Consider the following 13,651-nt stretch of genomic DNA (forward strand, 5'->3'; position numbering starts at 1 on the left):
TCAACCGTACAGGCCGTGCAGATACCATTGTGCCTCTTGGCTGCGCTCGAGGAAGATCCAGTAGCAGGTGGTATCGGCGCCCTGCGCTATGTAGTAGTCGCGCCCGACGGTTTGGTCGTTCCACCAACCGGCCTCGATGCGCTCCGGCCCCTTGATGAGGCGCAGCGCGCTGGTGTAAAACGGTCGGTTATCGCGCATGAGCAAACGGATCGGTTTGGGCAGCAGCAGCGACGGGCGGGCCAGCTGGTCGGGATCGCCAGCGCCGCGCGCGGGCTTGGCGGTCGCTGGCACCCAGCTGTTGCAATTCTCCGGCCGGTGGTCCGACGCAAGCGCCGGCGTGAGCACGTTCTCCGGCCCCAGCCTGGCCGACAGGACTTCCAGCAAACGGGTGAAATCCTCGGGCGACCCGCCTGGCTCCGGGAACAGCTGGTCGGTCGGCGGCAGCATCGGTTGCAGGTCCAGCGCGCGCAGGCGCAGCGCGATCACCGGCGAGGTCAACTCGACCTTGGCCAGGCGCTCCTTGAGCAGGCGCAGCAGGTGCGGCTCCTTCCACGTCGGCTCGCCCAGTCGTATCTCCAGTGTGGTCGGCGCCACGGCCGCGCGGCCGCGCTCGTGTTCCAGATCCAGCGCGAACGCCGCCACCGCCAGCTGCTGCGCCGTGAGCCATCCCGTCATCTGAAGAATCAGCGCCGTCGCGCCGTGCATCAGCGCCTCCGCGTGCTCGACCCGCTCGAACGTTTCGATGTACTCCGCGAACTGGGGTTTGACGGCGATCCACCGATGCATTTCCTGCGAATCGCCATATGCCCGGTCGAGCTCCTGCAGCAGCTGGGCGCCGGTGCGTCGCTGCAGGCCGGGGCGCGGCAGGCGGCGCAGCGCCGCCAGGTCGGCCGCGCCGATCCCGCGCAGCCAATCGAGGTGCGGCCCCGCCGCCGCGAGCGATCGCGCGCCGAGGCGGTCGAGCAGTTTCCCCAGCGTGTCGAGCCGCGCGCAACGCCGGCGCGGCGGGCGCCGGCCGATCGGTGCGCGCGCGAGCAGCCAGGCGCCGCCGGCCGTCGGCGCGGCGCCCAAGCTAACCGTGAAACCGAGTTGGCGGGCGCTTTCGCGCACTTGCCGGCATAGTGGTCGGTGGCCGCCGAACAGTCGCAAGCTGGCGCCGACGTCCAGCAGCAGGCCGAAGTCCGGCTGCGGCGCGACTTCCGGCGTGAAGCGCATCGAGGCGAGCGCCAGGGCGCTCATGGCTTCGTCCTCGCGCGCCGGGTTGCGTTCGAGCGTGACGGTGTCGGGCGAGAGCGCGGCGACGCCGGCCTGGCGCATCCCCGGTGTGACGCCGTCGGCGGCCGCGAGGGCCGACACGGCGCGCACCTGTCCATGCTCCATGACGGCGAACTTGCCGGGTTCAGACCAGCAGGGGCGCAGCGCTTCGAGCGATAGCAGGGGTAGGTATAGGCTGATGAGGAACCGCATGATCGTGTTTGAATGGATGGCGTCCGACCGGCATTTCTGGCAGTCGTATGAACAGTTCTTCTTGGGCGGCCGGGCCGCGCCGCTTCACCATCGAGATGGAGATTCCGCCCAGGGCAGGACGCAGGCCGAGTCGCAGCGGCGCCGGCGAGGCCTCGGTGCGGCCGGCCATCGGCCGCAGCAGCCAGAAGTGGGTATCGGCGGCCTGCGCCGCCAGGTGCAGGCGCCGGAGGGATTCGGCGCGGACGTTGGTCTGCCATAGCACGACTGCGCCGCAACTGCCGTTTTTAAGGATTTGCTCGGCCGTCCATAGCGCGTCGCCGGTGCTTGAGGCGCGCATCCACAGCAGCCGGTCGACCTCGATGCCCCAGCCCTGCAACGCCTTGGCATGCGGGATATACGGCGGCTGGATCAACGCGATGCGACGCGAACGCGACAGTTTTTTCAGGATTGGTTTGAGCAGCTGGAGCTCGCCGATGCCGGATTGCTGCAACAACAACTCCACCAGGCTCGATCTCGGCCAGCCCTTGTTTGGCAGCTCCTGATCCAGTTCCAGATGGCCGCTGGACATCGTCGGCACGCGCGAGACGGCTAGCTCGCTTGCCCGCCAAATATCTGGCAACAGCGCTGGATCGCTGGGGCTGCTGCCGGCAGTGGAAGGGAATATAGTGCCAATCATGATGTGCCGTTGCCGTTGCTGGATCGCAATATGCTGTATGAATGTACAGTATATCGCAAACCTTTAGAGCCGGTAAACAATCTGCGGCAACAGAACGTTTTGTGCAGTCCGGCAGGAATGACCCAAGTACGGTAACGTGCGGCGGTGCGGCAGCTGCCGCAAGCCTCGTAGCTAAGGCGGGGCGCCGGCCGGAAAATGGCTGTGGCCTTCATTCTGAGGCGTTAGACTTTTTCAAGCACGCGCCCCACGTAATACAACATCTTCGCCACGTTGGCACCAATCGCCGCCCATACGCGCAGCACGCGTCCCACTTTCATCAACTTGCCCATCGTTTTCATCTCCAAAAAGTCTTGCATGTCGTATTGCACCATGTAGCCGCCCAAAAATCCTGTGGTGGGTTTTCCGCTAGATGCATGCGGTCAATTAGACCGTCACGACTGCGTATAGCGCGCTGTATATATTCTGGGCGTGTGTAAATTATTCGACCGACTAAAGTTGAGGGATGGCTGGCCGGCGACACCAGCGAGGGGCAGGGTGATGATCAGTTCCAGGAACAAGGTGGCGCCGGCCAGGCGCTGGCCAACAGCTGGTGCGCGCCGTCGACGTGGTCCTGGCCACCGCGGTGCTCGAGCGCGGTGCGCCGGCGGCGCCCGGGTGGTTCCGGCCGGAGATCCGCTGCAGGAACTGGATGGCGCCAGCGAGGATCCAGCCGATGACCAGCTGCAGGATCAAAGTGGCGCCGGCCAGGCGCTGGCCAGCAGCTGGTGCGCGCCGTCGACGTGGTCCTGGCCACCGCGGTGCTCGAGCGCGGTGCGCCGGCGGCACCAGCGAAGGGCAGGGTGATGATCAGCTGCAGGAACAAGGTGGCGCCGGCCAGGCGCTGACCAGAAGCTGGAGCACGCCGTCGACCTGGTGCTGGCCACCGCGGTGTTCGCGCGCGGCGCCGGCTACCCTACTGACGAAGCCAAGCACCACGCTAAGCTTTCAATGCCTTTGCCGCATAGGGCTTTACAGCCGACTTTCGGACTTATCGGTTGTTACGGCGCGCTGATTCCCACCGACTGATTTGGTCATTGATTTGCAGGTAAGCGCGACTACCAGCATCGCCTGAAGCCACGAGAAAATCTCGACGTTCACGCGCATCAGTTATGGCATCCAGCAATGCGGCCATCAGCTGGTTATGTGGTGACAGTTGGGGGCCGCGGCGGGCGTCGGCGATGGCGCTCAAAGCAAACATGCGTGCCAAAATCTCTCTGTTCTGAGACATATTAATATTCCTCGGCCTTATTCGTTGACGTAAATGTGGCAATCAACGACATATTTTGTATATTTATCTGACCTTCTGCCTAACAAACCTAGCAGTTGGGGAGAGGGAATTTTTTGTGGTGCTATTTTTGACCATCACCCTGCGATATAACCCTGACTTCTACCTCATAGCTCCGCCCTTTCATAGGCTTGAAGGCTTCAGAAAGTTTTCTGACTGCCAAGTTGGGCGAATCGGTTATCACGGTTGCGTAAAATAGCGTTTCCTTAATATCGATATCGGGCGCGACGTGCTGGATGCTTGGAGGCAACGAACTTTCATCAGGTGCCGTGTATTTCGTGGCAGTTGCCTCTGGCTTGATGTTTTTTGGCGCGCAGCCAGAAATAATCCAGAGTAATATAAAGGCACTTAAATACAATTTCATAAATTTTCCTCGTTAGAATCCGGTATGCTCTGGCAGCGATTCGAACTGATCTTGGGTCAAAAGTACGTCCGTTTTAGTGTATTTGTACTCGTTGTCGCTTTGCATGGATTCGGCGTCGCCTGGCAGCACTACCATCCAGTCGTCGTCATACTCGACTCGGACGAAGCGCTCACGCTTGAACAGACCACAGCTCTCAAGGTGTTTTGGCGCTGGATACTGATGGCCAGCGATAACTTGAAACAAGCCGCAAGGACGGCAAGCGGTCGCGCAATTGCAAGTGTTCATGGTCTGTTCCGCTACTCGGCGGCCTTTCTAATTCACCGGCAGCCGGCCGGCACGGTGCGCCTGGTAGCGCGGAATTTTTCGGATTTAGAGGACAGTTTCAGGATGCAGGGGATCGGAGCCGATGAAAAATTGTTCGACATTCACCGCATCGAGTGCGGCATGGGGTTCAGCAGTGGATTTACCCAATTATTTAGCCAATCGCCAGCCGGCTTTACTGGCAATCAAGACGCCGCACTTCGTCAGCACCTTCAGGCGTCCGCCCACAACTGCCCAGGTGCTCATTCTCAGCACGTCGATTTCCATCAGCTTCTCGCGGCTGCAGTTTCCCTCGCGGATCGCAGCGAATATTCTTTCATCAAGCTGGTTGTCGTTCATATAGCGTTTTCCAATTCGAAGTTAACCACTTGCCAGCGATTCACAAAAGGAACGTTTGGCATCCTCTGTGGCAGGTTTAATCACAGCCAGTAGTTTTTGACCAAACCCCAGGAGCAGACTAAGCTTTACGAATGCTTCTGCGACGGACATAAATCCGGACTGCAACTGTGACGAAACCTGGTCGACTGGCGTTTCGATCAACCATGCATGTAATTGAGACAGGAGTAGATCGTGCTCAGGTCCGATCAACAAGCCACCGACGATGCTCCATGAGCCGAGGCACAGTAGTTTCACAAACCAGCTACACGATAAGTACAAGCTGTCGCCGGTGAAACGCATGATGCGTGCTTGCGCTCCTGGCCCCTTGAAGTGTGTACGGATAGCCGTAACCGCTGCCTGATTCACGGCCTTGGCTTTCGCTGCGCGTTGTTGTTTCGTAATTTTCATTTATCTCAATCCGCTCGAGGCGGGCTTTCTAGAATCCCGGCTGCCGGCCGGTGCGGTGGCGCCTTGCAGCGCCGGTAGCGTCCTCGCTGGCCAGCACCGTGCTGATCTTCTCATTGCACCAAGCCCATCGATGTGGGCCGTGTGGTGCTACTGGGCGTTTTTCGGTAATCAGTTGGTCGATTTCAATGCACCACCACGACCGCTCGGTAAGCACGCAGCGCCAGTGGTGTGCGAGTTGCGCAGCAGTGCGGTCTTGATCTTGTTGATTATGCTGATCAGCATGAAGATTGGATTGAGAATGTCGATGACTGGTGACATGAGGCGATACACGATCAGCGCGAGCAGGATTGCGGTGAAAGCCTGCGTATTTACCAGCGCAGAGAATGCTGGATTGTTCAGGAGAGAAGTGATGTATTCCATGTTTTAACCCGCTAACTAGGCGGCCTTGCAAAGTATCTGGCGGCCGGCCAGTACGGTGCGCCAAACCGGCGCGGTATTTTCCTCGGTTGCAATTCCTAAGGTGTTAGGACCAGTACACGCCGGTCAGTTTCAGCCATTCCTTTTCCGACATCGGTGCGGATCAAAATCTCGCCGTTGGGCAGCTCATGCCCGTTAATGATCTTTCGGCCGTTGTGCATGATTATTCCGTCCACAAGGATTTCGCGAATACCCAATTTCTCACCACTTGCTATATCGGTCGGTTTGTACTCGGTACCTTTTGTTGGGTTATCTCTCGCGACTTGGTCGATTGTCGTGTTCTGTGTTGTGCTTTGGGGCTTGTTAAAGGGACCAGCCGTTGCAGGAGTTACTGCGGTATCACTTAATTTCACCGGTTTTAAAGCAAGCTTAGTGGCCGGCTCCACAGGAAGACGAGATTGAGCTGTTTGGGTGCGGGACACCAACTTTTGAGCAGTAATGGATGGTTTTGGATCAGGGGTCTTCACTTCAACTGGGTGATCGGCGGTTTTTCTAGGCGTGAGCGTGAGCGTTTCCGTCGTAGGCATTTCCTCATTGATGTGAGCATCTGCTGTAGGGGCGGGGGCCGCGGCAAGCAGTTTTTTCGGCAGTAAACTGCTGATCGATTTCGCCTTTTCCAGCTCGTAGGAGGCGATTGTCACGTGGTGGGATCGATCGATGCTTTGATGAACCACCAGCCCGACAAGGGCTGCAGCTGTCAGTGCGCTCGTTGCGCCGCCCAGCATCAGGCCGAGTCGATGAGCAGATTTCATAGCCCGAAAGTCTGGGACGGGGTACGGTTCGTTAAGGGCTTCTTCGGCCCAATACAGGTTAAGTTGATTCACCCGCGTACCTGTCTCGATTTTTGGTGCACAAACTCAGTGACCATTGCTAATGGCCACATGAGACGTCCACGGTTTCTAACTGGTACGGGCAATCGTGCAGGCGGATCCTGCAGTTTACGGGCCACACGTTCTTCCGGACTCAGCGTGTTGAGCCAGGAATAGTTGCGAAGTGTTGCCGCGGACAGATTCATGAGCATGGCTGCTTTGGGAGTACAAATGTATTCGTCCAAAACCTGGGAAGTCCTACCGGCCTCGTGCTGCTCATTCATTTCCGCGGCCATTAGAAAATTAGCTGTGGACTGCACTGCGTTGCTTGCCATGGATGGCCTTTAAGACGGCTTTGTCCTGGATGGGTACTTGGCGTTGAGCAGTTTGAGTGACAGCTGCAGGCGCTTGTATATCAGGTACACGCGGTAGTTTGGTCAGTGTCGATGAATACATGGCGGTTTGTGCATGCCAGAACAGCCGAATCACTGCGTTTGGAAGTTGAAGGGACCAATGTTGGATCGCCGAATCTGGTTGCTGCTGTGTTGACATCAATGAGCTCATTCGGGCGGCGTGGTCAATTAAACGGGAAACTGCAGTTGGAAGGTCGCTCGCGGGGTCGACGGCCTGTAGTTCAAAGGGCATATTGTTGTGTTGTAATGCTTCGGACAACCGGTTTCGGGTGTTCAAGATTGCCTCGTGCCACGCAGCGACGACACTGCGTGGGGCTTTCGACAGTGGATCATCGCCAGTCTCATCGCCAATCAATCGGAAGAATGGCTCGACATCCCGCTCAGCTCGGTGCAGCAAATCAAGTAGGCGCTGTGCTGCCTCAAGCCGCGGATCTTGCTTCTTCTCACTGAAAGTCTGCGCAGCAGCAAGACCAATTGCCAAAGCGCGTTCTTTCTCTTCATCGGCGCGAGCCTGACTAGCAGCCGCTTCTGCGATTTGTGCGTCTTCTTTGGATTTGAGACGCAGTGCTTCGATCTCTGCAGCTTCTTCTTGTTGGTGCGCCTTGAGTGTGCTTTCGATCCGCGAAAGTCCATTCGCTAGTTCCAGTTTGGCGGTTTTACGATCGCGAATACGCAGCAGGGCGAGGACCAGGATCAATAGGCCAACTCCGATAATCCCAACATACACCTGGAAGTAGGGTATGGCCGTGTTATCCGTAGGAGCAGGAGCCACCTTGGGCTGGATGCGTAACGAATCCTTATGTTGGACCGCGATCGGAGGGTCCACAGTATCCATGATTTCGGTGGCGCCCAGTTGATCGTTGGGCGTAAGCGATTGGCTTTCCGTGGCCAGCTTGATCGGCGGAACAATCGGAGCTATGGTGCGATGATTGGGGATTGAAACGTCCTCCACGTTCGCAACACTCCGCATTTGCTTTCCGTCTTGGCCAGCATATTGATCGGATTGAGAGCCGGGTGAGAGAATAGGGCCCTGATTTGCCTGGTCGGCTCCTACCGGGCGAAGACCAGGATGGGCATCTCGCACCTCACGCGGCAAATGATTGAGTAGTTGACGCGGCTCGCTGCCCTGAGTGCAAGCTGAAAATGAAGCCAGCATGACCATTACAGCAATGCGAGCGGCCACTTTATACGTCGGTGGCTTTGGCGTGCAATTACGCATGGTCCGCTTCCGCGCGTGGGATAAGTTGGCCACGAATGCCACGGTTGGGCACCGCGACACTGAGTGTGTCGTAGGTGCAATCTCCAACGACCTTAGAATTGATCCCCAGGTGCAGGTCTCCGACGTCGACAATTGCGGGCTTGCCGTTGGCTCCGACATCCCCCTCTACCCACAAGGCTGCTGCTCGGATATTCCCTTGGACTGAGCCGCCCGGCATGATCAGAACGCGGCCAGCGCATTCGACATGGCCTAGAACGGTTCCGCGGATGACAAGGCTTTTTTTTCCGCCAATTCGCACTTTACCGTCGATTACGTCTTCCGAACCGATAGCCATGCTGATATCGAGCGTGTCGCAAAGAACCTCCGCAGTTGTGCCGTTCCCGACGTGGTCGGCGAAACTGGACTCGTTCGGATTTCCGCCAGGATTAAAATTGCTCACTCGCGGAGTAGGTTGCGCTGGTGGACGCTGCTGCTGCAAATGAGGTGTGTCAAGTGGCGGCAGATCGGATAAGTGGAGACTTTGGTTGTTCATTTTGCTATGGTTCCTTGTTGTGGGATAGGATGGTTTGAATCGGCTTGAAAAACGATCGTCAGGCGATCTGTGATTCTTGTTGCGGTGAATGCGTGTTGGGCTGGATCAACAGCATCTAGAAAGAAGCGGCCGTCCGGAAAAAATTTTTTGACTTCAACCTGCACCAGGTGATCTCCAATGCGACAGACAACTCCTTTTGTGCTGATCAAAGATATGAGGCATGGCGCCGATGCTGCTTGAGCTAAGGTTGCGGATTGACCCTGGAGATAAGTCATTGCAGCAAAGGTGCCGGCAGCGACTGCTAAGCCGCAGGCCACGCCAATCAGGATGCTTTGTCGTATTCCTCGTTTAATCATCGCTGCCGCCATATGACGGCTCTCATCAGGCTGTATGCGAACAATTGCTACCCTGGTTAAATAATGGCGTCCGTCGGTGTGTAATTCCATACCGTTGGGCGGCCCTGGGGGCAATTTAGATGATCCAGCGTAACGTTCAGTGATGCAGAGCGGTGTCTCGATTCTTAGGCCACCCGAAGGGAACGTCAGTGCCGCAATCTGGGCGTCGGACATGTGATTGAGGCTGCGTATCGTGTCATCGAGGGATTCGCGTTGCATAAGAAGGAGGTTGCCCAAAGTGATTCTGTTACGTATTATGGCAAAGATTCGTAACTCCTAGTCTAATGATATATCATTAGGTTGTCCAGCGGAACTATTGCCAATGACCACTACAACAACAAAGATCCCTGTCGATTACTTTGAGTTCGCCGATGGCGAACAAACCACCTTCATCGTATTGGACCATCGACGTGGCCGCTTCCCGATTCAGCGATCAGTCGTCACTGCGGCGGGCTCCATTGAGATCACCGGGCACGATGCGGTTGTCGAAGTTCTGGGCTCGGCTGCCTACCCGTGCAGTTCGGCCATTCTTAAACGAATTCGCACGCACCATGAGGGCCTACTGCTTGTTCAGATCGACTCGGCGCGCCTCGATGGCGTCACTGAACAGATGCTCAGCGCGCGCTTCTACTAGCTAGAAAGTTTAAGTAATATGTTGGATGGTCGACGCTATAGGTTCGCAGATCTGCAGTTGATTGACGCAGTAATGAATTTGCAAGGAAATGGCAAGCGCACAATCGTGACCTTTGTAGACCCAAACTGTGGCTTTATGCATTCTTGATCGGCTTGCGCCAGCGGTGCACTTTAAGAGTGGCGATCGTGCAACTGGGACGATTCGAGCGGAAGCATTCGAGAGTTACTTCGTCAACCAGACAAAGTAACTGCGCGCCGAAGTTACAACGCTTGTGCTGCGCCTGGGCGCACCAGGTGGCACCCCGTCAATGCTGCGAGATGAAGCATCAGTTCATTCTCCGGTGTCGAGTCTGCGAATTCTCCGCTTTCCTTCATCATGCTCACGACCAATCCGATGAGAGCACCAATACTGTTCAACTGAGGACACTTCGCTTGGCCAGGAATAGGCAAGAGAGGGCGCACGCTATGGTCGAACGAAATCGATGTCCTCGCGGACTTCACAGATGGGTCGACAACAAGCTTTTGCAGGTACTTGTTGCAGTCGAGCGAAGGATCGTTAAGCGACTCACCAGTGACATTCTCTTCAGGGTCGTACAGAAACACTTGGCTGTCGGGACGCGTTGAGCCCAGGCGAAAAACTTCAAAGCTGATGCTGGTGATATTGGGAGGGGTGTTTGGAATGGAATGCATAGCGATTGGCAGGTATCGACCGAAGGAATCATGCGATTATAGGGCAGCCAGCTCCACCCTGGAGGAAAAGCGTTGAAGCCTGGCTACAGGCATACCTGAGCCAGACTTTCCGCTTCGAACTGGTTTAGCAGCGGGGCCTTTCGGAGTCATCGATCATATCGTCCCCGCCAAGCCGCTGCTCCAGCAGCGATAGAATCACACCCTGCAGTTGTAGAGCTTCGAGAGTGTCGCCATACCGTGAGGTTCGATTTGATGCAGTCATCGGGCCTACAGCATGCTGGATCTCTCGATCAAACCCTTCTAAGTCGACGACCGGGCGTATCCGTTCAGGTGAACAAATGAGGTCAATCACTTCCGGTTTTGACAGGATTCGGAGAACCGCCAGGCGGGCGGAATCATCATCGAGGCTGGTGAAGATGGGGTTGTCGCAGAAAGCGCTTTCGAGCAACACGATGTCAGCTTCGTCTGCATAACCATCGTAGCCATAATGAACGATTTCGCTTATCCACTCCTCACCGGACTTTTCCCAGTTCTTGCGCTCTATAGCGATGCCGTCGATGAGGTGTTGGCGTTCATCGCTAGTCAGAACGTTGATGTTGTCGCGCGCGAACTTTCTGGTTATGGAGGCGATGGCGAGCTCAATCGCACGGCGTGCATCGGGCGTGTCTACCAGGTTCGGCGCCAGAAGATGGAACAGTGATTCAGCGGCATTTGGTGGATCAATGACGGAGATCGACCCGAGTAAGGTCGTTTCATTGTCGATGGCAGTCAATAGACCTTCGTTGCGGGCGATCTCAAGTGCTTGCGCAATACCTGACCGCATAATCGAGGTATCGATCTTCACTTCGTCGGCGGCATCGATCGTGATAAGAAACTTCAGGTGTTGATTTGGGGTAATGTCCATAGGCACAGTGAGTCCTCCTTACATTGCTGGAGCAGCCGGTGCATCGACATCGACGGGTGCTTCTACGTGAACCAAGGCCAAGAATTGGGTTTCGATTCGTTGCAGTCTACCCGTACACAGCATTTCCAAGGCGTACTGATAGGCGGACTGCTGGGCTCGGTGCCATGTTTTGCCCTCTTCTGGAGACAAAGGAACGGGCGAGTCAAGATGAGACCCACGCGTGGCGGTTTGCAGGCACTTCTCTATGATTGCAGCACCGCTGGTGACACCGTACTCGCCGAAAAGAGCGATAGCGATCATTAGATTCTGTTTGCAAACATCATCATCGCGCGACGGGACGGCTCCGAGTTTGTCGTGCATCTCGCGTATGCACTGGCTTGATATCATCTCCAAACTGTGTGCATAGGCGTTATAAGACGCCTCATGGTAGAGGCTAGCCTCGCGTCCGACCAGGGGGAACGGCACGTCGCCTGGGTGGCGGCGCTCGGCAATTTTCAACTTCTCTTCGATCAGGGTAATACCTGCAAGAAGGCCATGTGGACCATCCAAGGCGGTGCGGAGTGTCACATTGTCGCGAAGTGCCTTGATGGTGGCGGCGTAATCCGTTTCGTCTGAACCGTGGCTGTGCTGGTTGGTTGGAAGTGGCATTGGGGAACCTATGAAATGATGGGGTAACCTCCGCATGGTAGGACTGAGCTCAACGCGTGGTTGCACGGTTTTATCTCGGGCGCGGACGGTGAGCATCGAATTACTCAAGATCTGCGTGCATCGAGCCGTGACCACCTCGGCTTCAGCACGGTAGGTCACGTATCGTCGCGATTCTGGACCTGGTGCATTCCGGTCGAACATAGGAGCGCGGGACAGTTGTAGTCGTTGCGCGACAGCTTGTGCACGGTAATTCCCGGCCTCAGTTTGAACGTTGACAAACTCCATCATTGGAGTAGACGCCAAGCATTGCTGGTACGCGAGCGCGCTCAATAGTGTGGCTAAGCCCCGGCCAGCAACACTGGGTTGCAGACCGAAGGAAAGGTTGCAGCCAATGGTGCCGTTATCTTTGCTGGAAATTGAACCGGCCCATGCCGCAGCAACGACCAGGTCACCCTGGCATGCTGTCACGCAGAAGGGGAGGCGCCGGCCACGCCAGTCGAGCAACGGAATAACCAAGGCTGCCGTGCGACCGCACAGGTCAGAAAAGCGGTCATCGTCTTCGAGCAACATTGAGCGCACGCGGGGAGGAAAAAAAACCTGGCCTTCGGCAAAAATGGTCAGGTCATGAAAGGTTCCGATGGGTTGAGGCGTGGATAATGGGAAAAGGTCGAGGTACATGATGATCGCGTCAGTGGATTCGCGATCATGGTGCCGAAGAGAATGGGGCGTGGTTGCACCCTAATTCTTCCGTGATTTGTTTACTTCGAGCTTACGCTCTTGAGAGCCTGTTTAAGACGTGATGTTGACGGCGCTTTATATCGTCGTGTGGTGAGAATCGAGCTGTGACGGGCCATATCTTGGCCCAAGGTAATGTCGCCAGTAGCGTCAACGATCATTGTGACTTGTGTGTGGCGAGCACTGTGGGATGCGAATCCTGCAAGGCGGCCGGCCGCAAAAGGGTCGTTTTCAGCAAGGGCGATCCCGCTTGCGAGCGCAACGAGCTTTTTGACTGACCGATTAATCGTCTCAGGATGAACATTCCTTGTATTTCCACGCAAGGGCAAAATTAACGGCGTTTGATCCTTGCCTTCATAAGTCCCCACCGGTAATGGCGGATGGCCCCTGGCCACGCGATATTCTCGCATCCCGTCCATGAATTCGTCAGACAGAGGAACGGAAGCAACCACATTTCCTTTACCCCTCACGTGGAGCATCCATGTGCTCTCACCGTCTTCGTCAATGTCCTGGTAAACGTCTCCCGCAACCGCTTCCGCGAGTTCGTGCCGTCGCATAGCGCTCCAAAGTAGTGCTGTCCATATCCACTTGATTTGTTGGTACTCAACGATTTTGCCGGTTCTCTGAAGCTCCGAAAGTGCCATTTCTACGTACTTACGTTCGAGCTTAGTCAGAGCCTTTTTTCGAGGGGACCAATTGTCGACGGGGGAACTGGCCTTAAACAGATTAAATGGATTTTTTTCAATGGCGTAATCCCCCTCTAGGCGCATCTTAATCATATCCGCATACATTGCCTTAAGTGCGTTGATTGCTCGATCTTTGCTTGCTGAGGAAAGCTGTTTGCCCACCTTAAACGGCTGACGGCTAAGTCCGGCTCGATCGAGCGCAGTTACAGGCATAGCTGGCATATTTTTAGTGGAAAGGAATCTTGCGTATACGGCTGCGTCCAAGGAGGTCCCTTTATCGAGCCACCGGTCTAAAGGTTGGTCTGCTTTTACCCAGATTAGCCAGGCCAACCAACGACGCGCTTCGAGGCTAAATGCCCGTCGAGTATGTGCTGAGTTCTCCTTTGAAGCCACCCAAGCCACGATTGCACTTAGGTCGTCCTTAGCAAGTGCGCCGGCCGGGACCATCTCTGACGATACATACGTATAGGGGATCAACTCACCATCATTCATTTTGGCATCCTTCTGTGACTTTGCACACCTGCAATTCGAAAAGCTGAATATGAGCCACGCAAATACCCAACACAGTAAGT

At 56.1% G+C, this 13,651-nt stretch carries 17 protein-coding genes; 2 read left to right on the top strand and 15 right to left on the bottom strand.

The features are described 5' to 3' along the window. The 5 genes from JAB4_RS28920 to JAB4_RS28935 all read right to left on the bottom strand — a co-directional run bounded on the left by JAB4_RS28920 (position 1) and on the right by JAB4_RS28935 (position 3,831). Positions 1-1,467, bottom strand: a complete 1,467-nt coding sequence (locus tag JAB4_RS28920; protein ID WP_083287398.1) for a DNA polymerase Y family protein — start codon at positions 1,465-1,467, stop codon at positions 1-3. Next, a complete protein-coding gene (gene imuA / locus JAB4_RS28925; protein WP_070221245.1) occupies positions 1,400-2,143 on the bottom strand; it encodes a translesion DNA synthesis-associated protein ImuA in 744 nt (247 codons plus the stop codon). Before imuA ends, JAB4_RS28920 begins: the two co-directional genes overlap by 68 nt. 221 nt (positions 2,144-2,364) lie before the next feature. Beyond that, positions 2,365-2,499 (bottom strand): hypothetical protein, encoded by a 135-nt coding sequence (locus tag JAB4_RS31010; protein WP_265334733.1) that lies wholly within the window; start codon positions 2,497-2,499, stop codon positions 2,365-2,367. Positions 2,500-3,170: 671 nt separating this feature from the next. Next, a complete protein-coding gene (locus JAB4_RS28930) occupies positions 3,171-3,410 on the bottom strand; it encodes a hypothetical protein (protein ID WP_139143816.1) in 240 nt (79 codons plus the stop codon). Between the two features lie 121 nt (positions 3,411-3,531). Continuing rightward, on the bottom strand, positions 3,532-3,831 hold the full coding sequence (locus JAB4_RS28935) for a hypothetical protein (RefSeq protein ID WP_070221243.1): 300 nt from the start codon (positions 3,829-3,831) through the stop codon (positions 3,532-3,534). Between the two features lie 24 nt (positions 3,832-3,855). Between JAB4_RS28935 and JAB4_RS28940 the strand changes: the two genes are divergently transcribed. Next, positions 3,856-4,584 (top strand): hypothetical protein, encoded by a 729-nt coding sequence (locus JAB4_RS28940; protein ID WP_139143815.1) that lies wholly within the window; start codon positions 3,856-3,858, stop codon positions 4,582-4,584. On the opposite strand, the gene JAB4_RS28945 is transcribed toward JAB4_RS28940, so the two are convergent. The 6 genes from JAB4_RS28945 to JAB4_RS28970 form a co-directional block, all read right to left on the bottom strand. Next, a complete protein-coding gene (locus JAB4_RS28945; RefSeq protein WP_070221237.1) occupies positions 4,513-4,938 on the bottom strand; it encodes a hypothetical protein in 426 nt (141 codons plus the stop codon). The two genes, JAB4_RS28940 and JAB4_RS28945, sit on opposite strands and share 72 nt — an antisense overlap. Before the next feature lie 168 nt (positions 4,939-5,106). Then, entirely contained in the window at positions 5,107-5,358 is a 252-nt protein-coding gene (locus JAB4_RS28950; RefSeq protein ID WP_139143814.1) for a hypothetical protein, read from the bottom strand. A 95-nt stretch (positions 5,359-5,453) separates the two neighbouring features. Next, positions 5,454-6,239, bottom strand: a complete 786-nt coding sequence (locus tag JAB4_RS28955; protein WP_139143813.1) for a hypothetical protein — start codon at positions 6,237-6,239, stop codon at positions 5,454-5,456. 288 nt (positions 6,240-6,527) lie between these two features. Next, entirely contained in the window at positions 6,528-7,856 is a 1,329-nt protein-coding gene (locus JAB4_RS28960; protein ID WP_139143812.1) for a hypothetical protein, read from the bottom strand. Then, positions 7,849-8,388, bottom strand: a complete 540-nt coding sequence (locus JAB4_RS28965) for a polymer-forming cytoskeletal protein (protein ID WP_083287397.1) — start codon at positions 8,386-8,388, stop codon at positions 7,849-7,851. Before JAB4_RS28965 ends, JAB4_RS28960 begins: the two co-directional genes overlap by 8 nt. Beyond that, on the bottom strand, positions 8,385-9,002 hold the full coding sequence (locus tag JAB4_RS28970; protein WP_139143811.1) for a hypothetical protein: 618 nt from the start codon (positions 9,000-9,002) through the stop codon (positions 8,385-8,387). Before JAB4_RS28970 ends, JAB4_RS28965 begins: the two co-directional genes overlap by 4 nt. A 103-nt stretch (positions 9,003-9,105) precedes the next feature. Between JAB4_RS28970 and JAB4_RS28975 the strand changes: the two genes are divergently transcribed. Next, entirely contained in the window at positions 9,106-9,417 is a 312-nt protein-coding gene (locus JAB4_RS28975; RefSeq protein ID WP_070221226.1) for a hypothetical protein, read from the top strand. A gap of 260 nt (positions 9,418-9,677) precedes the next feature. On the opposite strand, the gene JAB4_RS28980 is transcribed toward JAB4_RS28975, so the two are convergent. The 4 genes from JAB4_RS28980 to JAB4_RS28995 form a co-directional block, all read right to left on the bottom strand. Then, entirely contained in the window at positions 9,678-10,106 is a 429-nt protein-coding gene (locus JAB4_RS28980; RefSeq protein ID WP_070221224.1) for a hypothetical protein, read from the bottom strand. A gap of 124 nt (positions 10,107-10,230) precedes the next feature. After that, positions 10,231-11,010, bottom strand: coding sequence for a hypothetical protein (locus JAB4_RS28985; RefSeq protein ID WP_070221222.1), 780 nt, complete (start codon positions 11,008-11,010; stop codon positions 10,231-10,233). An 18-nt stretch (positions 11,011-11,028) separates the two neighbouring features. Next, on the bottom strand, positions 11,029-12,336 hold the full coding sequence (locus tag JAB4_RS28990) for a hypothetical protein (RefSeq protein ID WP_070221220.1): 1,308 nt from the start codon (positions 12,334-12,336) through the stop codon (positions 11,029-11,031). 80 nt (positions 12,337-12,416) lie between these two features. Continuing rightward, on the bottom strand, positions 12,417-13,571 hold the full coding sequence (locus tag JAB4_RS28995) for a site-specific integrase (protein ID WP_083287396.1): 1,155 nt from the start codon (positions 13,569-13,571) through the stop codon (positions 12,417-12,419). Between the last annotated feature and the right edge of the window lie 80 nt (positions 13,572-13,651).

Source organism: Janthinobacterium sp. HH102 (assembly GCF_001758625.2).
In the GTDB taxonomy this organism is placed as follows: Bacteria; Pseudomonadota; Gammaproteobacteria; order Burkholderiales; family Burkholderiaceae_D; genus Janthinobacterium.

Excerpts from the sequence above, each read along its gene's own strand:
- JAB4_RS28920 (WP_083287398.1), bottom strand. The coding sequence starts at position 1,467 with ATGCGGTTCCTCATCAGCCTATACCTACCCCTGCTATCGCTCGAAGCG.
- imuA (WP_070221245.1), bottom strand. The coding sequence starts at position 2,143 with ATGATTGGCACTATATTCCCTTCCACTGCCGGCAGCAGCCCCAGCGAT.
- JAB4_RS31010 (WP_265334733.1), bottom strand. The coding sequence starts at position 2,499 with ATGCAAGACTTTTTGGAGATGAAAACGATGGGCAAGTTGATGAAAGTG.
- JAB4_RS28930 (WP_139143816.1), bottom strand. The coding sequence starts at position 3,410 with ATGTCTCAGAACAGAGAGATTTTGGCACGCATGTTTGCTTTGAGCGCC.
- JAB4_RS28935 (WP_070221243.1), bottom strand. The coding sequence starts at position 3,831 with ATGAAATTGTATTTAAGTGCCTTTATATTACTCTGGATTATTTCTGGC.
- JAB4_RS28940 (WP_139143815.1), top strand. The coding sequence starts at position 3,856 with ATGCTCTGGCAGCGATTCGAACTGATCTTGGGTCAAAAGTACGTCCGT.
- JAB4_RS28945 (WP_070221237.1), bottom strand. The coding sequence starts at position 4,938 with ATGAAAATTACGAAACAACAACGCGCAGCGAAAGCCAAGGCCGTGAAT.
- JAB4_RS28950 (WP_139143814.1), bottom strand. The coding sequence starts at position 5,358 with ATGGAATACATCACTTCTCTCCTGAACAATCCAGCATTCTCTGCGCTG.
- JAB4_RS28960 (WP_139143812.1), bottom strand. The coding sequence starts at position 7,856 with ATGCGTAATTGCACGCCAAAGCCACCGACGTATAAAGTGGCCGCTCGC.
- JAB4_RS28965 (WP_083287397.1), bottom strand. The coding sequence starts at position 8,388 with ATGAACAACCAAAGTCTCCACTTATCCGATCTGCCGCCACTTGACACA.
- JAB4_RS28970 (WP_139143811.1), bottom strand. The coding sequence starts at position 9,002 with ATGCAACGCGAATCCCTCGATGACACGATACGCAGCCTCAATCACATG.
- JAB4_RS28975 (WP_070221226.1), top strand. The coding sequence starts at position 9,106 with ATGACCACTACAACAACAAAGATCCCTGTCGATTACTTTGAGTTCGCC.
- JAB4_RS28980 (WP_070221224.1), bottom strand. The coding sequence starts at position 10,106 with ATGCATTCCATTCCAAACACCCCTCCCAATATCACCAGCATCAGCTTT.
- JAB4_RS28985 (WP_070221222.1), bottom strand. The coding sequence starts at position 11,010 with ATGGACATTACCCCAAATCAACACCTGAAGTTTCTTATCACGATCGAT.
- JAB4_RS28990 (WP_070221220.1), bottom strand. The coding sequence starts at position 12,336 with ATGTACCTCGACCTTTTCCCATTATCCACGCCTCAACCCATCGGAACC.
- JAB4_RS28995 (WP_083287396.1), bottom strand. The coding sequence starts at position 13,571 with ATGAATGATGGTGAGTTGATCCCCTATACGTATGTATCGTCAGAGATG.